Genomic DNA, 21,051 nt, shown 5'->3' on the forward strand with positions numbered 1-21,051 from the left:
GGCCGCGGCGCCTCCAGGGCTTCGCTACGCGGGCGGATAGAAGACATCGAGCGTCGGGAAAGCCGGTTTGGCGCGGATGCAATCCCAGAGGTAGATCGCGAACCCCAGATCGCCCGTCCAGAGCGAGTAGCGCAGCTGTCCGTACCGGCGCGCGTCCTCCTGCGTCTGCAGGATGCCGTGCATCGCGAAGGCGCGCGCGCGATCCAGCCAGAGAGCGTCGCCCGTGCGCTCGTGGAGCTTGAGGAAGGCGTAGCCGTTTCCGCCCGTGCCATGGCAAAGGTTCGAGCCTTTGCAAAGAGGCCCGGCCGCCCACGTCGCCTCGCCAGCGGCCCAAAGGAGCTCGTCGAGCGTGGAGCTGGGGAGTTCGGCAAGACAGATGACGAAGCCGGGCGCGCCGTGGCAGAACTGCATCAGCCGGGGGTACGGGGCATCGCCTTGTGAAGCCAGCTGCGCTGGCCAGCTGGCCATCTTGCCTTCTCGCGTGGCTGTCCGCCCGATCGTGGTGGCGATGACCTGCTCCCAGGCTGCCCAGTCGCCGGCGTCCAGCAGGTGCCGGCCATGGAGGAGCGCACGCGCGGTCGCGACGAACCCGTGGACGGCGTCGAGATAGGTGCTCCGGCGGCCGTAGAGGTCTTGCGACCAGTAATGGCAGCCGTGCTCATCGGACCACTGAAGCTGCGACCAGAGGCGCGCGGCGGTGCGGCGGAAGAGATCGGCCCAGCGCGCGTCGCCGAAGCGCTCGTGCAGGAACGACGCCGCCAGCATGGTGCCGGGCGCCCCCCACATCAGCTCCCGCGCCGGGTGCTCGAGGTTGCGCTCGATGAGCGCCGCGAGCCGATCGGCTCGCTCCTCGGTGGGCCGCTCGCCCTGCGCCATCAGGAGGATGGGCGTTTCCCCCATCATGAACGCGGCGCTCTCATCACCCGGCATCGAGGCCAGCCATGCGCGGTTGCGTGGCACGAGCTCGTCGAGCTGCTCTGTATAGCGCCTCGCGTCCGGCGCCGCCCCCACCGCATGCAGGTAGCGCAGCGCCCAGATGACGCCTGAAGCGCCGTGGTAGAGCGGCAGCGCCGGCTGGCTCGGGTCGTCGCCGGGCTCGACGTCCTTCGGGTGCAGCGGCCAGTACGCGTCTTCCGAGAAGCGCGCCTCGGTGTCGCGAACGATGCCCTGGATGGCGTCGCGCGCGACGTCCTCGTCCCATGCGATGGATGTCAATGCCTCGTGGCGTTCGGGTTCGTGCAGCATGCGGTGCCTTTGCCTGCTCCGCGAGTGTAGCTCTTTTCAGGAGGGTGAGCGGCTGCGGAGGAGGAGACCTGCCGGCGCCTCGGGCGAGCGTCGCGCTCGACCACAGGCCGCCGCGCGGCCTCTACACCGCCAGCGCCTCGGTCAGCTTCCAGAGCCGCTCCTGCGCGGCCTCGTCGAGCGCCGCCTCAGCCGCCGGCTTGATGCGGCTCTTCTCGAAGTATTCGCCCGTCACCCCGGCCAGCTCCGGCGCCGTGGCCACGTGCAGCGAGCACTCGGCCCCTTGCTCGGGCGTGAGCAGGAACAGGTTGAAGAGCTTCATAAGGAGCTTTGGATAATCGCGCATCAGGTCAGTCCTGACCACCCCCGGATGGACGGCGTTGACGGTGACGCCGGTGCCCTCGAGCCGCCGGGCCAGCGCCTTGGTGAAGAGCACGTTCGCGAGCTTCGACTGGGCGTATGCCGCGGTCGTGCCGTACTTCCGCCGCTCGAACTGCAGGTCCTCCCAGTCCATCCGGCCGCGGTAGTGCAGCTTCGAGGACAGGACCACGACCCGCGACGGCGCGCTCTTCTTCAGGAGCGGGAGGAGGTCCTGCGTGAGCAGCCACGTCCCCACGTGGTTCACTCCGAACGTCGCCTCGAGCCCGTCCTCGGTCGTGCCGCGCGAGCTCCGCCATACCCCGGCGTTGTTCACAAGGACGTCCAGGCGCTCGTGCGCCGCGCGGAACCGCTCGCCGAAGGCGCGGATGCTCGCCTTGCTCCCGAGATCCAGCGCGATCACCTCCACGTCCTTGCGGCCGGTGGAGCGCGCGATGTCGTCGCGCGCCGCCTCCCCTCTGCCCGTGTCGCGGCACGCCAGCACCACCTTCGCGCCGCGCTGAGCGAAGCCGCGGGCCGTCTCCTTGCCAATGCCCGTGTTGCCGCCGGTGACGACGCAGACCTTCCCGTTCATGGCGCTCCTCTCTCAGGTTCCAGCGGTGAGCGCAAGGCCACCGCGCGCGCGCCTCGCCACCGAAGACGCCAGGGACGCCGAGGCGCCCCCCCCGCCTCGTGACGGCGCAAGGTCCCTATCCCGCGAAACTCCAGCGAGAATCGCGACCCCCTTGACGTGGACGCGCCCCCAGCTTCTCCTGATTCTCTATGCTCAGCCTAAGAGTATCTCTGGTGCGACGGGCGTGCTTCGTGTTCGGCATGCTGGCGATGACCGTGGGGTGCGGGAGCAGCGGACCCCCTGGCGAACCCGAGCCGCTCGGGGCCGCGACCGGGGCGCTCACGGGCGACGAGCCGGACCTCGTGATCTCGAGCGCGAGCGCGCCGCCCAGCGTCCTGCCGGGCGGCTATTTCACGACGTGGGTCACTGTGTGCAACCAGGGCAATTCGGCGAGCTACAGCACCCAGGTCGAGGTGAGTCTGTCGGACGACGACATCATCACACCGTCGGATCCCATCACCGGCTATGCGCCGCTGGGGTATCTCGACGCGGGGCAATGCGTCGAGCTCGGCGTCCAGACCGCCGCGGCGGTGCCCGATGGCGCGTACACGCTCGGCGTCGTGGTGGACTCGTTCGAGCAGGTGATCGAGCTGTCGGAGACCAACAACGCGGCGGTCGCAGGCGAGATCGGCATCGGCTATGGCCCAGATCTCATCGTCTCGGCCGTGAGCGGCCCGCCCAGCGCGCTCCCCGGCGGCGGCTTCGAGGTCCAGGCCACGGTGTGCAACCAGGGCACGACGCCGAGCCAGAGCGCGCTCGTGGATGTGCTCCTCTCGCCGGACGCCGCGATCGAGCCGTCGGATCACCTCCTCGGCGGCATTCCGGTTCCATGGCTGGATCCTGGCCAGTGCGAGTCGGTGACCATGCCCGCCAGCGCCAGTGTCCCCGAAGGCGCCTATCACCTCGGCGCGATCGCGCACGAGAACGGCTGGGACGAGGAGCTCATCACGTCCAACAACGCGCTGGCGGGCGGGCTGCTCGGCGTCGGCTACCAGCCGGACCTCGTCGTCTCGGCGGTGAGCGGGCCGCCGAGCGCGACGCCTGGCGGCATCATCGACGCCTTGGTGACCGTCTGCAACCAGGGCACGACCCCGAGCTACGGCAGCAACGTGGAGCTGTACGTCTCTTCGGACGCGATCATCACGGCGGCCGACGCCCCCCTGGGCGGCGATTCGGTGCCGTACCTCGATCCGGGGCAGTGCGCGACCCGGACCTTCCAGCCGAGCGTTTACGTGCCTGACGGCGCCTATCACCTCGGCGCGATCGTCGATCCGTACGATGGGGTTCCCGAGCTCATCGAGAACAACAACGCCACAGCTGGCGCCGTGGTCGGCGTCGGCTATCGGCCGGATCTCATCGTCTCCTCGGTGAGCGCCCCGCCGAGCGCCCTTCCGGGCAGCGGCTTCGGCGCCACCGTCACCGTCTGCAACCAGGGCACGAGCCCGAGCTACAGCGCCGCCCTGGAGCTGCGCCTGTCACCCGACGACAACATCACGTGGACCGACCCGCCCGCCGGCGGCGCCCAGGCGCCGTACCTGGATCCGGGGCAATGCGCCGCCGTGACGATCCCGGCGAGCGCTTACGTGCCAGACGGCGTCTATCACCTCGGCGCGATCGTCGATCTGTACAACTCGCAAGAAGAGCTGAACGAGGCCAACAACGCCGCGTCGGGCGGGCTGCTCGGCGTGGGCTATCGGCCGGATCTCATCGTCTCCGCCGTGAGCGGGCCGCCGAGCGTGTTCCCCGGCGGCGGCTTCGATGCGTCGGTCACCGTCTGCAACCAGGGCACGCAGACGAGCTACGGCACCCACGTGGAGCTGCGCGTCTCCGCGGATGCGACGCTCACGACCGCCGACTTCCTCGCCGGCGGCGGTCCTGTGCCGTACCTGGATCCGGGCCAGTGCGCCACCGTGACCTTCCCGGCGAGCGCTCATGTGCCCGAGGGTGCCTACCACCTCGGCGCGATCGTCGACCCGCAGGGCGGGGTCCCCGAGCTCATCGAGACCAACAACGCGGCCTCAGGCGCTCTGATCGGCATCGGCTACTTGCCTGACTTCACCGTCGCTTCCGTGAGCGGCCCGCCCAGCGTCCTGCCGGGCAGCGGCTTCGACGCGGAGATCACCGTCTGCAATCAGGGCATGACCCCGGGCTCCAGCATGGTGGAGCTGCGCCTGTCCGCCGACGCCACGATCACGGAGGCCGACGCGCTCGCGGGCGGCGCGCCGACGCCTTACCTGGATCCCGGCCAGTGCGCGGCCGTGACGATCCCCGCCAGCGTCTACGTGGCCGACGGCGCCTACCACCTCGGCGGGATCGTCGATCCGCACGGCTGGCAGCCCGAGTTGATCGAGACCAACAACGCGGCGCCGGGCGATCTGATCGGCGTCGGTTATTGGCCCGACCTCGTCGTCTCCGCCGTGAGCGGGCCGTCGAGCGTGACCCCCGGCAGCAGCTTCAACGCCGCCGTCACCGTCTGCAATCAGGGCACGACGCAGAGCTACAGCGTCGACGTCGAGCTGCTGCTGTCGAACGACGGGGCGATCACGCCCTCGGACAGCCACGCCGGGAACGGCTACGTCCCCGGGCTGAACCCCGGGCAGTGCGCCGCCGTCGTCGTGCCCGCGAGCGCCTATGTGCCCGACGGCGCGCATCACCTCGGCGCGATCGTGGACCCGAGCGGCGCGATCGCCGAGCTCATCGAGACCAACAACGCCGCGGCGGGCAGCGTGATCGGCGTCGGCCACGCGCCGGATCTCGTCGTCTCCGCCGTGAGCGGGCCGCCGAGCATCATCCCTGGCGGAAGCTTCGACGCGTCGGTCACGGTCTGCAACCAGGGTACGCAGCCGAGCTATGGCACCCAGGTGGAGCTGCTGCTCTCCGCGGATGCGACCCTCACGATCGCCGACTCCCCTGCTGGCAGCGGTCCGGCGCCGTACCTGGATCCGGGCCAGTGCGCCACCGTGACCTTCCCGGCGAGCGCGTACGTGCCCGACGGTGCCTATCACCTGGGCGCGATCGTCGACCGGGACAACTGGGTTCCCGAGCTCATCGAGACGAACAACGCCGAGGTGAGCGCCGTGATCGGCGTCGGCAACTGGCCCGACCTCATCGTCTCCGCGGTCAGCGGCCCGCCCAGCGCCATGCCGGGCAGCGGCTTCGACGCTTCCGTCACCGTGTGCAACCAGGGCACGCAGCCGAGCTACGGCAGCGACGTGGAGCTCTACCTGTCCGACGACGCCGCGATCACGGAAGACGACACGCACGCTGGCGCCGGCATGGTCCCCTTCCTGGCGCCCGGGCAGTGCACCTCCGTGCTCGTCCTCGCGAGCGCCTATGTTCCCGATGGCGCGTATCACCTCGGAGCGATCGTCGATGTGAACGACTGGCACGAAGAGCTGATCGAGTCGAACAACGCCGCCTCGGGCGACCTCATCGGCGTGGGCTTCCAGCCCGACCTCGTCGTCTCGGCGGTCAGCGGCCCGCCCAGCGCCCCGCCGGGCAGCGTCTTCGACGCTTCCGCCACCGTCTGTAACCAGGGCACGTCCCCGAGCTACGGGGTCGACCTCGAGCTCTTCCTGTCGAGCGACGACGCGATCTCGCCCGCGGACATCCACGCCGGGAGCGGCTATGTGCCCGGCCTGAGCCCTGGACAGTGCACCTCCGTGCTCGTCCCCGCGAGCGCCTATGGGACCGATGGCGCCTACCACCTCGGGGCGATCGTGGACCCGGGCGAATCGCTCGTCGAGCTCATCGAGAGCAACAACGCTGTGGCGGGCAGCGTGATCGGCGTCGGCTTCGGGCCGGATTTCATCGTCTCCGCCATGAGCGGACCGCCGAGCCTCGCACCGGGTGATAACTTCAACGCCGAGGTCACCGTCTGCAACCAGGGCACGCAGGCGGGCTACGGCGGCGACGTGGAGCTGCGCCTCTCCTTGGACGCGACCATCACGACGGCCGACTTCCTGGCCGGAAACGGGCCGGTGCCGCACCTGGCGCCGGGCCAGTGCGCCACCGTGACCTTCCCGGCGAGCGCGTCGTACGTGCCCTGGGGCGCCTATCACCTCGGCGCGATCGTCGATCCGTACGGCTGGACTCCCGAGCTCATCGAGACCAACAACGCCGCGGCGGGCAGCGTGCTCGGCGTCGGCCATGGACCGGACCTCATCGTCTCCGCGGTGGAGGGCCCGCCCAGCGCCCTCCCGGGCAGCAGCTTCGACGCCGAGGTCACCGTCTGCAACCAGGGAACGCTGCCGAGCTACGGCGGCGACGTGGAGCTGCGACTGGCGACCGACGATCACGCGGCCTACACCGGATTCTACCTCGGAAGCGCGCCGGTGCCGTACCTGGATCCTGACCAGTGCACGGTCGTGACCATCTCCACCTCCCTGGCGGCGCCCGACGGCACCTATCACCTCGGCGCCATCGTGGACCCCTACGCGTGGACGCAGGAGCTCATCGAGACCAACAACACCAACGCAAGCAGCGTGTTCGGCGTCGGCTACCGGCCGGATCTCATCGCGTCCGTGAGCGGCCCATCGACCGCCGCGCCGGGCAGCGGCTTCGACGCCATCGTCACCGTGTGCAACCAGGGCACGACCCCGAGCGGCGGTACGAGCGTCGATGTGCTGCTGTCGTCAGACGGGACGGTCACGCCCTCCGATATCCATATCGGCAACAGCTGGGTCCCCGGGCTCAGCCCTGGCCAGTGCGAAGGCGTCACCGTGGCCGCCGGCGCCTACGCTCCTGACGGCGCCTATCATCTCGGCGCGATCGTGGACCTGAACGGCCCGGTCCAGGAGCTCATCGAGACCAACAACGCCGCCGCCGGCGAGCGGATGGCCATCGGCTACGGCCCCGATCTCGTCGTCTCCGCGGTGAGCGGTCCGCCGAGCGCCACGCAGGGCAGCCTCTTCGACGCCTCGGTCACCGTGTGCAACGAGGGGACGGCCCCGAGCTACGGCACCATGGTGGAAGTCCGCCTGTCGGCCGACGCGACGATCACGACGGCTGACTTCCTCGCCGGAGGCGCCTGGGTGCCGAGCCTCGGCGTAGGCCAGTGCGAGAGCCTCCTCGTTTCCGCTGACACCTACGTCTCCGTGGACACCTACACGCTCGGGGCCATCGTGGACGCCTACGGCGAGGTCCCCGAGCTCCGCGAGGGCAACAACGCCACGGCAGGCGGCGAGCTCGTCGTCAGCTTCTGATCATCGCCCGCTTCCACATTTCGCGGACGTGACCGCGCTCACCCGGCTCGAGGCGGAGAACCAAGGAATGGATAAATGAGGTAGTTGTCGAGGGCGCGTGCTGCACGACTCGCGTGCAGAGCGGCCCCATCGCCGCGTCGTCGAGCTGAAGCACCAGGCCCCCATCGCTCCCCTCTCCCGCTTCCCAACCCCCGCGTGCCCCGCTAGGCTCGCCGCATGCCCCTCGACCCGCAGCGCCTCGCCCGTGTTCGCGCCCATTTCCTGGCGGCTGCCGCGCTCGTCACCGGCTGCGGCGGGAGCTCCGCGCCCGACCACACGATCAACGAACGGGCTCCCATCGACCACGTCCCGCCGACGCCGACCGCGGCGCCCACCGAGTCCTCGTCCTCCGCGACCCCGCCGGAAGCTCCGGAGGCCAATCCGAGCGACGCCCCGCCCAAGCCGCCGGTGGACGTGAACACGCCCCCGCCAGTGCCGCCGACGGCGCCCCCTGCGTCATCCTCCGCGACCGTGGGTCGTCCTCCGCCCGGACAACCCCCGCCGACGTCGCCGCTGCACATCAACACGCCGCCGCGCACGAAGCCGTGACGCGAGCGACACCTCCCGCCGCCCCCCTCGCTCGCCGGCGGCCGCGCCCCATCCCCTCATGAACACCGCGTTCCCTCTCGGCACGACCGAGCGGCTCTTCGCGACGCTCCACCGCCGCTTCCTCGATCGCCATTACCCCGCGCCCCCGTGGGACCGCCTCGACCCGGCGGCGCTCCCGCCAGCCGACGTCGAGATCGCCCGCCAGGCGTGGGCCGCGCGCGCGGTCGCCGAATACCGCTCCATGATCGTCTTCGGCGAGCTCATCGCCCGCTTCGCCGAGCTGCGCTTGCCCCTGGAGGTCACGACCGCGGCCTCGCGCCTCCTCCAGGACGAGGCTCGCCACACCGAGCTCTGCGCGCGCGCGGCCGACGCGCTCGGCGGCAACCACGGAGCGACGCTCGCCCCCTCGGATCTCCACCTCCCGCGGAACGGCCTCCCGGCCCATCTCTTCGTCGCCCGGTGGACCGCATCGATGTTCTGCGTGGGCGAATCCGCGTCCGTCGGCATCCTCGACGTCCTCCAGCAGCACACCACCGATCCTTGCCTGCAGGTGGTCGTGGGCACCCTCCTGCGGGACGAGATCCTCCACGACCGCTTTGGCTGGGCGCTCGCGCGCCTCGTCTTTCCTCGCCTCACCGACGACGAGCGCGACTGGCTCGCCGCCGATCTGGCGTTCTCGCTCGCGCACTACGACCGCATCCACGCCGGCGCCTCGCGCGCCGACGGCGAGCCGCTCCCCGAGGCGCCTCCGCCCGCCGGCCCGAACCTCGGGATCCCCTCGCGTCCGGCCGCGGCGCGCGCCTTTTACGACCGGATCGACCGCGTGATCCTCCCCTCGCTCGCCGCGCTGGGCGTGCCGGCGTACGAGGCCTGGGCGTTGCGCCTCGAAGTCCCGGCCCAGGCCGAGAATCGCTGAGACGGCGCTCGCCAACTCAAGCGCGGAACACCCGTGAGACGGGCTCCCCTATCAGCGCCGCGAGGAGCCGCTCCCCCTCGGGCCAGGGCCCGAAGCCGGCGTCGACGTTGATGTGCCCACACGGCCCGGCCTGGATCGTGACAAGACCTCCCCGCGAACGAAGAGGGTACAGAGGAAGCGGGTGAAAATCACTTCGTCACCACCCCGCAGACCCCGGAGCCAAGTCGACCCCCTCCGACGCGCGCCGTGATGGGGCCGAAGTAGCCCAGGCGCGCCGGATTCATTCGATTTACACGACCTGTGGCAGACGCTGTGCGCGCTTCTCGTCATCCTCCTGGCTCGCAAGGCGCAGTCACCACCGAGACCGCACCCCCGCTGGCGGCGACGCGGCGATGCGACGATGCGGCGATGCGGCGATGCGGCGATGAAAGCGCCCTGCTACTCCCGCATGGGACTTCCATGTCCCTCGATTCCTGTGTAAATATGCCAGATGCTCGCGGCGCTGAATGTCCAATCGCCGCCGGCAGGATTCTCTTGGTTGCGAACAACGTGTGACCTTACCGTGAAAGGTGTTTCAATGAATCAAGGATCGTCTTCGAGACGTCTGTCCAGGAGCCGCGTCGGGAGCTCCCTGTCTGTCCTTCTCTGCGTGCCCGTGGTGGCGCTCGCGCTCGCCGGTTGCGGCGGCACGGAGCCCTCCTCTTCGTCCGAGTCCGACGACTCCACGCCGGACCGAGACGAAACCATGAGCTGGGAAGAGTTCCAGGCGAACGTTTACCGCGACCCGCAGCGCGGGGTCTACATCATCGACGACGAGCAGGGGCTCAACGACGCGGAGCTGCGTGTCGTCTACGAGCGCTATGTCAAGACCGGGGCGCTCGTCGTGAAGCCGCTCGGACGGCGCTGATCACGCCTCGCAGGGATACGATCGATAGCTCGCATTGAGCGTTCCATCGTATGCCTCACGCCGCGCCAGCCAGCGACAGGGCGAGCCAGTCGTCGAAGCGCGTCGGCATGACGCGCGCGCCGTCGCCCGGGGTGAGCGACCGATCGTCGATCCGGAGACCAAAATAGGGCGCTTCCGCGTCGGCGATCACCTCGCGGCGGTCCTTCTTCGCGCTCAGGTACTTGCCGACGAACTCGGCGAGCGGGCGCCTCTCGGGGCCGGCCACCTCGAGGATGCCGTTCACGGGCGCCCCGAGCGTGACGTCGGCCAGGGCCTCGGCGACGTCCTCGGACGCGATCGGCTGCAGGTGCGCCGACGAGAGGCGGACCCGCTCAGCGTCAGCGCTGGAGCGCGCGATGCCGTCCATGAACTCGAAGAACTGCGTGGCCCGCAGGAGGGTGTAGGGGATCCCGGAGGCCTCGATCAGCGCCTCCTGCGCCATCTTCGCGCGAAAATAGCCGCTGCCGAGCATTCGATCGGTGCCGACCACCGAGAGCGCCACATGATGTTTGACGCCCGCGGCGGCCTCGGCGGCGAGCAGGTTGCGGCCCGAGGTCTCGAAGAAGTCGAGGACCGCCTTGTCCTCGAACGACGGCGAGTTCGCCACATCGACAACGACCTCGGCTCCTGCGAGCGCTCCGGCGAGCCCCTCGCCCGTGAGGCTGTTGACGCCCGAGGAAGGCGACGCCGCGACGACCTCATGGCCCTGCTGGCGGAGCCTGCGCACGAGCTTCGTCCCGATCAGCCCGGTCCCACCGATAACCACGATCTTCATGTCTTTCTCCCTTGTCGATCACGCGAGCGACCGGCGCCTTGCTCCTGTGACCCCGCGCTCGCCGTCAATGACGAAGCGGGTATAGCTCGTGTGACATGGGGCGAAGGAAAAATGACAGCCGCGCCGCCTCGCTTGGAGACCCCGCGCGACGACCCCGATCAGAACGGCGTGTCGCCTTCGTCCGGAACGATGATCGACTTCAGCGCCCCGTCCTGGCAATCCGCCTGCAGGCGGAAGCCCTTCTCGGCTTCGGACAGGTCGAACCGGTGGGTGACGATGGACTCGACGTCCACCGCCCCCTCGGCGACCAGGCGGATCGCCCGCGGGTACACGTGCCCCATGCGCCGGGAGAACTTGATCTTCAGCCCCTTGCGGCGGCACAGCGCCGCCGGCAGCGAATAGCGATCGCCCTCGGGGATGCCCGCCAGCAGGATCCTCCCGCCGATGCGCGCGGCCTCGGCCGCGTGGTGGAAGCCCTCGGGCGAGTTCGTCGCCTCGATCACGAGATCGACGCCGCGGCCGCCCGTCCACTCCGCGATGGCCGCGAACGTCGGCGCAGCGTCGTGCGCGCCCAGCCGGCGCGCGGCCTCGGCCCGGTAGGCGACAGGGTCGATCGCGAAGACGCGCTCGACGCCGGCCAGGCGCGCGAGCTGGACCAGGCACAGGGCGATCGGCCCGCACCCCAGCACCGCCACCGTCTCCTGCAGGTGGGGCCGCGCCAGGTCCATCGCGTGGATCGCGACGCCCAGCGGCTCCAGCATCACGGCCTTTCGCACCGAGAAGCCGCGGGGGACCGGCACCAGCTGCTCGGGGCGCACCGCCAGCCGCTCCGCCATGCCGCCGTGGAGCGGCGGCGCGCCAAGGAACTCCACGTGCGGGCACAGGTTCACGTGGCCGCGATGGCACCACTCGCAGCGGCCGCAGGCGTGCGCGGGGTCGACGGCGACCAGCTGGCCCCTCGACAGGCCCAGCGCCGGGTGGTCGTCGACGACCCAGCCGGCGAACTCGTGCCCTGGCACGAAGGGGTCCCGGACCTGCGCCGCGCCGATCCCGCCCTCCAGGTAATAGTGCAGATCGCTGCCGCAGATCCCGCAGCCCGCGACCTGGATCGTCACCATGCCCTCGCGAGGCCGCGGAGGTTCGACCTCGCCGAGCCGGACATCGCGGATACCGTGAATGAAGGTTGCGCGCACCGTTCCAGACTCCCTTTCAAAGCTCCGCCGGCTCCCCGGCGGCGCCGCGCTGGACGATTGTGCCGGCGCGATTCCCTACTGTAGTCTGCGCCCGTGATCGCTTGTCAATCCTGCGTTCCGGGGCGCTGACGGCGCCATGCCGGCCGACCTCGTCCTTGGCATCGACCTGAGCACCACCGCGGCCAAGGCGGCGGCCTTCGACGTCCAGGGGCGCTTGCACGCCGCCGGCCGGGCGCCGCTCTCGCTGGCCCGGCCGGCTCCTGAGCGATTCGAGCAGGATCCCCGGGACTGGTGGGCCGCCCTGTGCCAGGCGGTCGCCGGCGTCACCGCCGCGGTGGACCCGGGCCGCATCGCTGGCCTCGCGATCGCGCACCAGCGCGAGACCTTCGCCTGCCTCGGTCCCGACGGCGAGCCGCTCCGCCCCGCCATGCTCTGGCTGGACGGCCGCGCGCGCGGGCACCTCGGCGCCGTGATCGACCGCATCGGGCGAGACCGCCTGCGGGCGCTGTCCGGCAAGGCCGCGGACTTCGGCCCGGCGCTGCCCAAGATCGCCTGGCTGGCCAGCGAGGAGCCGGACACCCACCGCCGCACGGCCCTCTTCTGCGACGTGCAGGCGTACCTCGTGCAGGCGCTGACCGGGCGCGCCCGCACCAGCTGGGCAAGCGCCGACCCGCTCGCGCTCTTCGACATCGGCGCGCGCCGCTGGTCCGAGGAGCTCTGCGCCGCCGCCGGCATCACGCCCGACCGGCTGCCGGAGGCGCTCCCTCCCGGCGCGCCGCTCGGCGCGGTGTCGGCGGCCGCCGCGGCGGCCACCGGGCTGCGCGAGGGCACGCCGGTGCTGGCCGGCGGCGGCGACGGCCAGATGGCCGGGCTCGGCGTCGACGCCCTGGACCCGCGGCGCGCCTACCTGAACCTCGGCACGGCGGTGGTCTTCGGCGTCTTTTGCCCCGAGCCGCGGCAGGACCCGGCGTGGCGGACCATGACGAGCGCCTCCGGCCGCGGCTACGTGCTGGAGAGCAGCCTGCGCAGCGGGGCGCTGCTCTCGGACTGGTACCTGCGCCGCCAGCTGGGCGTCGATCCGCGCGACGGGGCCGCGATGGCCGCGCTCGAGGCCGAGGCGGCGTCGCTGCCGCCCGGCAGCGGCGGCCTGCTGCTCTTGCCCTACTGGGAGGGCGCCATGAACCCCCACTGGGATCCCGACGCCCGCGGCGCGATCCTGGGCCTCACGGACGCGCACGGGCGCGGCCACGTCTACCGCGCCCTGATCGAGGGCGTCGCGCTCGAGCAGGCGCTGGTGCTGGACCTGATGCGCGGCGCGGCGGGGATCGAGGTCGCGGAGTTCGCCGCGGTCGGCGGCGTGGCCGCGAGCGACCTCTGGTGCGCCGTGATGGCCGATGCGACGGGCGTCGCCATCGAGCGGTCCGAGACGGTCGAGGCGGCGTGCCTGGGCGCCGCCATGTGCGCGGCCGCCGGCGCCGGGCTGGCCGGGAGCATCGAGGCGGCCGCGAGGGCGATGCGCGGGACCGCCACGGCGACGTTCCATCCCGATGCCGGGCGCCGGGGGCGCTACGCGGCGCTGCTGGGGATCTACCGGGACATGTATCCGCAGCTCTCGGGGCTGCTGCGCCGCCTCTCGGCCTTCACGAGGGACTAGGCGCACGGAGGAGGTCGAGCTTTCATTGAAGGCGTCATGATCAGGATCCTACCGATCCGACGACGGTTGGAAGGACCTGGCCGACGTCTCCTCAGTGCGCCGTCGGATCGTTGACGCGCCCCGCGAAGAGGAGCGCCCCCGTCGGCAGATCGCTGATGAAGAAGAAGAACGGCCGGTCCAGCACGATCTCCGCGGGCTCGGGGAAGAGGCCTGAGCCCGTGGAGCCGATGAGGACCGCCGTCGCCGCTGCGGCCTCGGTCCCGGCCTCGTCCACGTCGATGACCGCCTTGTGGATGACGTCCTGGATGAAGAGATCTTCGTCCGGTTCGACCGGGAGCAGCCCAGAGAAGTCGGCGCCGGGGCCGAAGGCGGCCCCCATGCCGAGCTCCGTCAGCGCGTTCTTGAGAGAGGCCGAGGTGCCGAACGAGAACTTCGGCATCGTGATGTCGACCGACCGCGACTGCGTCGAGGCGATGATCGTCTCGAGCGCCGCGCCGTCGAGGGACTCCGCCAGCGCGTCCGCGTTCCCCTCGGCGGGCAGGACGAGGAACATCGAGACAGGGGTGCCCGCATAAGGGATCTCCACCGCTTCCCAGCCGTCGCCGGCGCCGTAGCGCGTCTCCTGTGTGCCGTGCATCATCTGGGCGGTGACGCTCGTGCCGTCGCCGCGCTGGAACTCCCCGGCCTTCGTCGCGTCCTCTTTGAACGGCGTGTGCCACGCGGCGTCGAAGTAGATGGCGTTGGTGAGCACGACGAGCGTCTCCGGGTTCACGTTCTTCTTGAGGAGCTCCGGAATCATGCCCTCCGTCTGGTCCTTCACCCACGCGTTGATGAGGCGCTCGGCCTCGTCCGGCGCGGAGGCGAAGTCGGCGAGCCGCACGCGCGCCCCGTAGTTCTCGCCGAGCACCGTCAAGAACGGCTGCTCGAGCGGGAGGTCGAGCTGCGACCAGATCGCGTTGGCCGTGTGGAGCCGGAAGCCGCCTCCCTCGACGTTGCTGGAGCCCTCGGCGCGCTTGTGGAGCTCGAGATCCACGTAGTTGAACGCCGGGTGCAGCCGCTCCTGCGGGAGCTCGAACCGCATCGCCGCGGCCATCGCCTGCTCCGTGGTGGTCCGCGCGCCCGCGTACGTCATGGCGAGCGCCGTCGAGATGCTGTAAGGCGAATAGACGAGGTTCCCGCTCGCGCTGGGGAGCACGCGGCCGAGGTCGAGCGCGAAGCTCGCGTTGTTGCGCGTCAGCAACACCTGATCCTCCTCCGAGACGACCGGGCTCTCGATCCGCGCCGCGTCCGACGGCAGCACGCAGCCCGCCTTCTTCTCGAAGCACTCGACGGCCCCGCCGCCCCCTCCCTGGCCCGAGCCGCCCTCTCCCTCGTCCGGGCCACCGCCGCCGGTGCCGCCTCCATCGTTCGAGCTGCACCCCGCGAGAGCCGACATGAGCACGGTCGCCAAGACAATTGATGTTCTCATGATGCCAGGGTTTTGCAGCCTGCGTGCCAGAGCGCTTTTGCGCCGCAAATCGCATGTTTGTCCCGGGGAGACGAGCGCTGCCAGCAAGCCTGGAGCAGATTGTGCCAAGATGAGCCGCGCGCGGTGCTCACGAGTGAGCCGGGAGGCGCCGGTGATGGCGCAACCGATGGCTCGGCGGGGTCGATGTGCCTGTGCCTCCTTGCCAGACACCGTGGTGTGCTGGGAAGGTCGTGCAGCAGGAGCGGGTTGCGCCGAGGTGCGCCACGGACCATCCTTCGGGCCGACGCGCGAGGCACATGAAGATGGACGAGGGCGCAGGAGAACCGACAGGCACGCGCTCAGCGCGGATCGATCGCGGCGACGTGTTCTGGATAGGGCCCGATGACTCGCGGGGGCCTGTCCCGAGCTACTCCCATCCCCATGTGGTGGTCCAGGACGACGTCTTCAACCACTCGCGCATCACGACCGTGGTCGTGTGCGCGCTGACGTCGAACTTGCACCGGGCGAACGAGCCTGGGAACATCCTGCTCGATGTGGGCGAGGGGAACCTTCCCAGGCAGAGCGTCGTGGTCGTGTCGCAGATCTCCTCGGTCGAGAAGGCCCGCCTGGGCGAGCGGATCGGGTCGCTGTCCGACGCACGGGTGGAGCAGATCCTGGCCGGCCTGCGCTTCCAGCAGGCGTCGTTCTTCAGGCGGTAGCGAGGGGGTGCACCTCATGGGGCAGGTCAACTTCACCGCGGCTGTGGCGTTGTGCGAGCGCGGCTTCTGGGGAGAAGGATGAATGGCTCACCGCGGTGACCCGGAGGACGCTTTCAGGACGAGGCTTGCCCAGGATCGGGCGCGCATCGAGGCGGCGATCGAGCGGCTTTCGGGGGAAAAGCCGAAGCCTGAGCGGTTCCTGATCGCGCTGGCCGAGGCGTGGGGCCGCCCGGTTCACTATCGGAGTTGTTTCGGTAGGTGGCTGCCGCCTGTCGCCCCGACCGAGCGTGGCGTGAAGAGCGTGGCGCGCTGGGTGGCTGCGTCCAATCCTAACGTCCAGCGAGCCGCCCTCTCCGCCCTCGAGAAGGCTGGGGCGGCTGCGCAGCCTGTTCTGGGTACGGTGGCCGATGCCCTGACGAGCAAGGGGCCCGTCGTGCGGCTCGCCGCAGCCCGCGTGCTCGCGCGCGCTGCGCCGTGTCCCGAGCAGGCTCCGGCGCTCCGTCGTGCGCTCTCCGACGAGCTGTTCACCGTGCGCTGGCTGGCGGTGGAGGCGCTCGCGCGCAGCGGCGACGAACACCCGCTGGCGCCCATCCTTGCGGCGTCGCGTCCACGGCTCGACGCCTGGCTCGCTGCCTATCGGCTCGATGGCTGGCTGCGCGCGGTCGCCGCCCTTGGCCGGGATGCGTCCGCGCTGCTGCCCGAGCTGAACGAGCTCCTGGACCGGACCTCCGGTCCCAGCCGGAGCGACACGTCGTGGCACGAATCGAGATTCACGATCGAGCGGCTCGTAGGGGAGCTTCGTGCGAACCAGGGTAACCCCTGAACGGGTCCATTCACGCACACGCGAGGCCATGCCAGCGCCTCCGTCCATGGACAACATGCCATGATCCGACGATCGAGCGCCTGCCTGCGGACCGCCGTGCTCGCGCTCTCCGCTGCCGGCTGCGGAGGCGTGGGGGGCACCGCCGCCAGCATGCCCTGCCCACCCCCCACGCCGCCTCCGGCGGCCTCGTCGGTCGATTCCGCCGGCAAGCCTGGCCGCACGAAGCTCAGCGTTGCCCTCATCCCGTGGATTCCAGACGCCGCCGGCGATGACTTCGCGTCCCTGCGAACGATGATCGAGGACGGGTTCGAATCGCAGCATGTTGCGATCGATCTCGAGCTGCGCCTCGTCAAGTCCGATGACAGCTACCACAATCCGACGCGCCTCGCCGGATGGCTCGCGTCCGGTCGCCACGATCTCGTCGAGATCGACACCGTGGTGCTGGGCGATCTGATCGACGCCGGCGTCCTCGAGCCGTGGCCTTCCGTGCCGGAGCGCGACTACCTTGCCGCAGCCAGGTCAGCCAGCGCCGAGATCGACCGAAGTGGCAAGTCCGTCTGGTGGGGTGTACCCCATCTCAGCTGCGGGTTCTTCCTGGTCACGAGATCCGAGAAGCTCGACGCCGCTTCCAGCATCGCCGGCCTCGTGAAGGCCGCGCGCGAGAGCGGGAAGCCCCTCCTCGGGAATTTCGCGAGCAGCTGGGATCTACCCGCCCTCTACCTGGACGCACGCGTCGACAACGGGCTCGATGCCACGGACCCGCTGACCCTGAGCAACGCCGTGAAGCCACCCCTTCACGCCGGCAGCACAGCGGCGCTCAAGCAGCTTGCCGAGCTCTGTCGACAGGGTGACAGGAACCCTTGCATCGACGGCACGTACGACGAGACACTGGAGGGTCCGGTCGAGGAGTTCGTGAAGGGCAACGCGATCGGGTACTGGGGATACAGCGAGCGCCTGCATCGGACCGTCACGCTCATGAAGGCGCAGGGCGTGCCCGTCGAGGGGCTGCGTGTGTCGACGATCCCGCTCGGCACCAGCGCCACGCCCCTCCTGTTCACCGACGCCTTCGTGCGGCGAAAGGGATGCTCCGGCGACCCGGCCTGCAATGCCGCGGCCGCCGCGTGGGCGGAGTTCATCACCCGCGACGACGTGATGCGCGATCTGCTCATCTCCAGGGATGCCGGGCCGACCGCGGTGCCGCGCTACCTGTTGCCGGCCACGAGCTCGGCGTTCCAGGCCGAGCCGATAGCCAGGGACGCCCTCTACGCGGAGCTTCGTCCTCTGGCCCAGTCCGGGAGATCGTTTCCGTCGCACGCGTCGATGTACGAGCGGCGGAGCGCGCTCGCGCACCTGCTCGAGACCCAGCTCGCGGCGCGCTGAGAGCCATGTCGCTCGACAGGCTGGTCGGCTCGCAGCGGGCCGAATTGATTGCATTGACAACCAAATCCCTTGCGGTAGGATCGGCCATCATGCGCGACCAGTTCACGGCCGACGGGGGGATCGTCCTCGACAACGCGCTCGGCTTCTGGGTGGCGCGCGTCTACCTCGCCTCCCGCGCCGCGATGTACCGGCGCTTCCGCGCGCACGGCGTCGAGATCACGCCCGAGCAATGGATGGTCCTCGTCCGCCTGTGGGAGCAGGAGGGCGTCACGCAGACGCACCTGGCCGAGCGCACCTTCCGGGACGTGCCCACGATGAGCCGGATCCTCGCGCTCATGGAGCGCGACGGGCTTGTCGAGCGCCGGCTCGATCCGACGGACCGGCGCGCGCGGCTCGTCTACCTCACCGCGCGCGGGCGAGCGCTGCGCAAGGCCCTGTCGGGCGAGGCCAAGGCCCTCGTGGACGAGGGGCGCGCCGGCATCCCGGAGGACGATCTCCTCACGACCCGGCGCACGCTGCAGCGCATCCTCGCGAACCTCGAGCCCGAGGGCTGAAGGTAGCCCCGCCCTCCACGCCGCCTTCTTCCTCATCAATTAATTGCATAGACAACCAATTCAGGAGAGACCCGCATGAGCCAGACCGCTGCTTCCCCTCACTTTCCTGCGCACACGCTCGACACGGCGCCCGCGGCGGCCCGCCCCGCGCTGGAGCGGGCTTCGCGGAAGTTCGGTTTCCTGCCGCTGCCCTTGGCGCGCTTCGCGACCTCGCCGCTCCTTGTGCGCGCCTTCGATGAGCTCCTCGCGGTCTTCGAGGGGGCGACGCTCTCGCCGGTGGAGCGCGAGGTCGTGGTGATGGTCGTCGCCGGCGAGAACGGCTGCGATCTCTGCCGCACGATGCACCGCGGGTTGCTCCTCCGCGCGGGGGCTTCCCCCGAGGTCGCCGCGGCGCTGTTCGAGCGAAGGCCGGCGCCCGACGCGCGCCTCCAGGCGCTCGCGGCGTTCACCGAGGCGACGCTGCGCGAGCGGGGCCAGGTGCCGGACGCCGATCTCGACGCCTTCCTCGGCGCGGGCTTCACCGCCGAGCAGGCCCTCGAGGTGATCGTCGGTATCGGCACCTACACGCTGTCGACGTTCGCGAACCGGATGACCCGCTCCCACGCGCTGCGCTGATCGCGACAGAAGCGCGGGGCTCGAGAGCGGAAGCGCTGCGGTGATCTCGCGTTGGTCTCCTTGACAAGGCGGGGGAAGCGTCAGGTACGCTGGCTCTCCACGACAGAAGGATTCGAGGTAACAGGTGTATGACTGCGCAAATCGGTGACGACGTCGCCTATGCGGGCGCTGACTGGAGCCTGGCGGGCGTGAACGGCGGCGAGCTGTTCGACCCGGCGAGCTACGGACTTCGTGTTCGCCCGGCGAGCACTGCGTGCTGGCGTGGCTTCGTTTGTCGCTATGAGCTCCGCGACAACGCCCTGTACCTCGACGGCCTGGACGTCGCGCTCGAAGGCGAAGCTCCTCCCCTGTTGGACAGGATGCCACAGGAGCCGAAGACGCCCTTGGGATTCACGGCCGCCTACGAAGGCGTCGGGCTCCACGTCCCCTTCAGCGGTGGCCTGCTTCTCGCGCGCGATTTCTTGCTCGATCTGTATGTTCACATGGGCTTCCACCCGGCGTGGAAATACGCCCACGTCCTCGAGGTGGAGCTCGAGGCGGGACGCATCTCGCGCGTCACCGACTGCTCGAAGCCGATGGCCGACATCCGCAGCCGCATCGCGGGCACGGATGAGCCAGGCCCGGGGAGCTCCCACGAGGACATCGAGGCGTGGGTCGAGCGTGCCTTTTCCCGCAAGTACTGACGCGGCCCAATCCGCGGCTGCTACCGGCCGCGCTACGCGCGGCGGCAGGGCCGCAGGCCGTTGGGCGGGCGCGAGCAGGCCTTGACTCCCCTCGGTGGGATGGCGGTGACGCGCTCGCGTCAGCGACGAAAGCCCGCTACGCCGCCGCGGCGAGCCACTTCTCCCAGGCCGCGTAATCGCGCTCCGGGAAATCTTTCCCGCTCACCTTTTTCAGGATCAGGTACGCGAAGTCGTGGTTGTTCGGCTGCTCGAGCTTGAGCAGCTTGAGGAGCGTCGGCCCCGCCTCCTTGATGACCTGTGCATGAAGCTTCGTGCCCTCCGGCCGGTCGATGAGGCCCCACGTCACGGCGGCCGCCTTGTTTCGGTCCGTCGTCGTCGGGCCGTCCAGGGCCTTGAGGAACGGCGCCAGCGGGACGGGCACGTCGTGGTGGAACATGGCGACGTGCGCGACCACGCGCATGGCATTGTTCCGCACGAGGGCGTCGGGATCGTTCAGCATGGGCAGCATCAGCGAGACGAGCTTCTCGCCATCCTTGATGTGCGCGAGCAGAAACGCCGCCGCGCCCCGGTCTTCCGGGTCCTTGTCCGCCTCGAGGATGCGGATGAGCTTGTCCTCGTTCGGCGGAACGTCGTTCACGAATCTCTCGCCGTACGGGCGCAGCTTGTCGTGCTCGTAGCCGCCCAGGCAATGAAACGCGGGGCACGCGGCGCGCTCAGGGCCGATCGCCTTCTCATACATCATGCGGAAGTACGTCTCCTGGTAGTCCTTCCACGCCGCGAGCAGGCCCGCCGGATCCTCGAAATCGCCCTTGGGCTGCGGGCCGAAGGTGAGGCGCTTCTTCAAATCCCTGCGCTCCACCACGTCGACGGTGACATAGGCCTTCAGGGCCTCGCCCCTGCCGTAATAGATGATGGGTGAGAGCTCGATCCAACCGATCGCCTTGTGCTCGGCGAGGATCACCTCGACCATCTCCTTTGCGAGGGCCTTCCTCTCCGCCTCGTCCTCCGTGCCGAAGAAGCGCTGAAGCACGTCGCCGAAGCGCGTCTTCACCCAGGCGCCGTCGAACCGGTCGGTGCCGTAGACGTCGACCCCCTTCAGCACGGCCAGCGGGGCCGCCGGCGGAGCGGCGGGCGCGGCCGAAGCGGCAGGGGTCGCCGAGGTGGGCGGCGAGGCGGCCGCCGCAGGCGGAGGAGGCGGCGGAGCGGGCGCTACCTCCGACGCCGCGGAACCGTCGCAGGCAGGGAGGGCGAACGCCATCATGAGGAGCGCGATGGGCGAGGGCGGCATGGAGCCATGCATGCGGTGCTGGCGCGCAGTCGG

The 21,051-nt window shown here is 70.2% G+C and carries 18 protein-coding genes; 11 read left to right on the forward strand and 7 right to left on the reverse strand.

The genetic code is table 11. The annotated features are described in order from the left end of the window. Nucleotides 1–24 precede the first annotated feature (24 nt). Nucleotides 25–1,245, reverse strand: a complete 1,221-nt coding sequence (locus WMF39_RS29490; protein ID WP_437739820.1) for a lanthionine synthetase C family protein — start codon at nucleotides 1,243–1,245, stop codon at nucleotides 25–27. A gap of 121 nt (nucleotides 1,246–1,366) precedes the next feature. Further along, nucleotides 1,367–2,194, reverse strand: a complete 828-nt coding sequence (locus WMF39_RS29495; RefSeq protein WP_437739821.1) for an SDR family oxidoreductase — start codon at nucleotides 2,192–2,194, stop codon at nucleotides 1,367–1,369. Between the two features lie 212 nt (nucleotides 2,195–2,406). Here WMF39_RS29495 and WMF39_RS29500 point away from each other — a divergent pair, with 212 nt between their 5' ends. The 3 genes from WMF39_RS29500 to WMF39_RS29510 all read left to right on the forward strand — a co-directional run bounded on the left by WMF39_RS29500 (nucleotide 2,407) and on the right by WMF39_RS29510 (nucleotide 8,941). Continuing rightward, nucleotides 2,407–7,437: a CARDB domain-containing protein gene (locus WMF39_RS29500; protein WP_437739822.1), complete on the forward strand. Its 5,031-nt coding sequence runs from the start codon at nucleotides 2,407–2,409 to the stop codon at nucleotides 7,435–7,437. Between the two features lie 216 nt (nucleotides 7,438–7,653). Continuing rightward, nucleotides 7,654–8,025, forward strand: coding sequence for a hypothetical protein (locus tag WMF39_RS29505; RefSeq protein WP_437739823.1), 372 nt, complete (start codon nucleotides 7,654–7,656; stop codon nucleotides 8,023–8,025). A 58-nt stretch (nucleotides 8,026–8,083) separates the two neighbouring features. Next, the gene (locus WMF39_RS29510) at nucleotides 8,084–8,941 is read left to right on the forward strand and encodes a hypothetical protein (protein ID WP_437739824.1); all 858 of its coding nucleotides are present in this window, start codon (nucleotides 8,084–8,086) and stop codon (nucleotides 8,939–8,941) included. 16 nt (nucleotides 8,942–8,957) lie between these two features. Here WMF39_RS29510 and WMF39_RS29515 read toward each other — a convergent pair whose 3' ends face one another. After that, the gene (locus tag WMF39_RS29515) at nucleotides 8,958–9,113 is read right to left on the reverse strand and encodes an alpha/beta hydrolase (protein WP_437748046.1); all 156 of its coding nucleotides are present in this window, start codon (nucleotides 9,111–9,113) and stop codon (nucleotides 8,958–8,960) included. Between the two features lie 573 nt (nucleotides 9,114–9,686). Between WMF39_RS29515 and WMF39_RS29520 the strand changes: the two genes are divergently transcribed. Continuing rightward, nucleotides 9,687–9,848 carry a hypothetical protein gene (locus WMF39_RS29520; RefSeq protein WP_437739825.1) on the forward strand — a complete coding sequence of 54 codons (162 nt, stop codon included), beginning with the start codon at nucleotides 9,687–9,689 and terminating at the stop codon, nucleotides 9,846–9,848. A gap of 55 nt (nucleotides 9,849–9,903) precedes the next feature. Here WMF39_RS29520 and WMF39_RS29525 read toward each other — a convergent pair whose 3' ends face one another. Continuing rightward, nucleotides 9,904–10,662 (reverse strand): SDR family oxidoreductase, encoded by a 759-nt coding sequence (locus tag WMF39_RS29525; RefSeq protein ID WP_437739826.1) that lies wholly within the window; start codon nucleotides 10,660–10,662, stop codon nucleotides 9,904–9,906. A gap of 158 nt (nucleotides 10,663–10,820) precedes the next feature. Next, the gene (locus tag WMF39_RS29530; RefSeq protein WP_437739827.1) at nucleotides 10,821–11,855 is read right to left on the reverse strand and encodes a zinc-dependent alcohol dehydrogenase; all 1,035 of its coding nucleotides are present in this window, start codon (nucleotides 11,853–11,855) and stop codon (nucleotides 10,821–10,823) included. 136 nt (nucleotides 11,856–11,991) lie between these two features. Between WMF39_RS29530 and WMF39_RS29535 the strand changes: the two genes are divergently transcribed. After that, on the forward strand, nucleotides 11,992–13,509 hold the full coding sequence (locus tag WMF39_RS29535; RefSeq protein WP_437739828.1) for a xylulokinase: 1,518 nt from the start codon (nucleotides 11,992–11,994) through the stop codon (nucleotides 13,507–13,509). 91 nt (nucleotides 13,510–13,600) lie between these two features. On the opposite strand, the gene WMF39_RS29540 is transcribed toward WMF39_RS29535, so the two are convergent. Next, entirely contained in the window at nucleotides 13,601–14,977 is a 1,377-nt protein-coding gene (locus WMF39_RS29540; RefSeq protein ID WP_437739829.1) for a serpin family protein, read from the reverse strand. A 302-nt stretch (nucleotides 14,978–15,279) separates the two neighbouring features. On the opposite strand from WMF39_RS29540, the gene WMF39_RS29545 reads away from it, so the two are divergent. From WMF39_RS29545 to WMF39_RS29570, 6 genes are all read left to right on the forward strand, one after another. Then, the gene (locus WMF39_RS29545) at nucleotides 15,280–15,675 is read left to right on the forward strand and encodes a type II toxin-antitoxin system PemK/MazF family toxin (RefSeq protein WP_437748047.1); all 396 of its coding nucleotides are present in this window, start codon (nucleotides 15,280–15,282) and stop codon (nucleotides 15,673–15,675) included. A gap of 82 nt (nucleotides 15,676–15,757) precedes the next feature. Next, entirely contained in the window at nucleotides 15,758–16,498 is a 741-nt protein-coding gene (locus tag WMF39_RS29550) for a HEAT repeat domain-containing protein (RefSeq protein ID WP_437739830.1), read from the forward strand. Between the two features lie 60 nt (nucleotides 16,499–16,558). Next, nucleotides 16,559–17,878 carry a hypothetical protein gene (locus WMF39_RS29555; protein WP_437739831.1) on the forward strand — a complete coding sequence of 440 codons (1,320 nt, stop codon included), beginning with the start codon at nucleotides 16,559–16,561 and terminating at the stop codon, nucleotides 17,876–17,878. 89 nt (nucleotides 17,879–17,967) lie between these two features. Next, entirely contained in the window at nucleotides 17,968–18,432 is a 465-nt protein-coding gene (locus WMF39_RS29560) for a MarR family winged helix-turn-helix transcriptional regulator (protein WP_437739832.1), read from the forward strand. Between the two features lie 75 nt (nucleotides 18,433–18,507). Continuing rightward, complete coding sequence (locus tag WMF39_RS29565; protein WP_437739833.1) at nucleotides 18,508–19,047, forward strand: carboxymuconolactone decarboxylase family protein; 540 nt, start codon at nucleotides 18,508–18,510, stop codon at nucleotides 19,045–19,047. 128 nt (nucleotides 19,048–19,175) lie between these two features. Further along, nucleotides 19,176–19,730, forward strand: a complete 555-nt coding sequence (locus WMF39_RS29570; protein WP_437739834.1) for a hypothetical protein — start codon at nucleotides 19,176–19,178, stop codon at nucleotides 19,728–19,730. Nucleotides 19,731–19,866: 136 nt separating this feature from the next. On the opposite strand, the gene WMF39_RS29575 is transcribed toward WMF39_RS29570, so the two are convergent. Then, the gene (locus WMF39_RS29575) at nucleotides 19,867–21,018 is read right to left on the reverse strand and encodes a HEAT repeat domain-containing protein (protein WP_437739835.1); all 1,152 of its coding nucleotides are present in this window, start codon (nucleotides 21,016–21,018) and stop codon (nucleotides 19,867–19,869) included. Nucleotides 21,019–21,051 lie beyond the last annotated feature (33 nt).

Origin of the sequence: Sorangium sp. So ce1504, assembly GCF_051521635.1 — a bacterium.
In the GTDB taxonomy this organism is placed as follows: Bacteria; Myxococcota_A; Polyangia; order Polyangiales; family Polyangiaceae; genus Sorangium; species Sorangium cellulosum_B.

Coding starts and splice junctions, on each gene's coding strand:
- WMF39_RS29490 (WP_437739820.1), bottom strand. CDS start 1,245: ATGCTGCACGAACCCGAACGCCACGAGGCATTGACATCCATCGCATGG.
- WMF39_RS29495 (WP_437739821.1), bottom strand. CDS start 2,194: ATGAACGGGAAGGTCTGCGTCGTCACCGGCGGCAACACGGGCATTGGC.
- WMF39_RS29505 (WP_437739823.1), top strand. CDS start 7,654: ATGCCCCTCGACCCGCAGCGCCTCGCCCGTGTTCGCGCCCATTTCCTG.
- WMF39_RS29510 (WP_437739824.1), top strand. CDS start 8,084: ATGAACACCGCGTTCCCTCTCGGCACGACCGAGCGGCTCTTCGCGACG.
- WMF39_RS29520 (WP_437739825.1), top strand. CDS start 9,687: ATGAGCTGGGAAGAGTTCCAGGCGAACGTTTACCGCGACCCGCAGCGC.
- WMF39_RS29525 (WP_437739826.1), bottom strand. CDS start 10,662: ATGAAGATCGTGGTTATCGGTGGGACCGGGCTGATCGGGACGAAGCTC.
- WMF39_RS29535 (WP_437739828.1), top strand. CDS start 11,992: ATGCCGGCCGACCTCGTCCTTGGCATCGACCTGAGCACCACCGCGGCC.
- WMF39_RS29540 (WP_437739829.1), bottom strand. CDS start 14,977: ATGAGAACATCAATTGTCTTGGCGACCGTGCTCATGTCGGCTCTCGCG.
- WMF39_RS29545 (WP_437748047.1), top strand. CDS start 15,280: ATGGACGAGGGCGCAGGAGAACCGACAGGCACGCGCTCAGCGCGGATC.
- WMF39_RS29550 (WP_437739830.1), top strand. CDS start 15,758: ATGGCTCACCGCGGTGACCCGGAGGACGCTTTCAGGACGAGGCTTGCC.
- WMF39_RS29555 (WP_437739831.1), top strand. CDS start 16,559: ATGATCCGACGATCGAGCGCCTGCCTGCGGACCGCCGTGCTCGCGCTC.
- WMF39_RS29560 (WP_437739832.1), top strand. CDS start 17,968: ATGCGCGACCAGTTCACGGCCGACGGGGGGATCGTCCTCGACAACGCG.
- WMF39_RS29565 (WP_437739833.1), top strand. CDS start 18,508: ATGAGCCAGACCGCTGCTTCCCCTCACTTTCCTGCGCACACGCTCGAC.
- WMF39_RS29570 (WP_437739834.1), top strand. CDS start 19,176: ATGACTGCGCAAATCGGTGACGACGTCGCCTATGCGGGCGCTGACTGG.
- WMF39_RS29575 (WP_437739835.1), bottom strand. CDS start 21,018: ATGCCGCCCTCGCCCATCGCGCTCCTCATGATGGCGTTCGCCCTCCCT.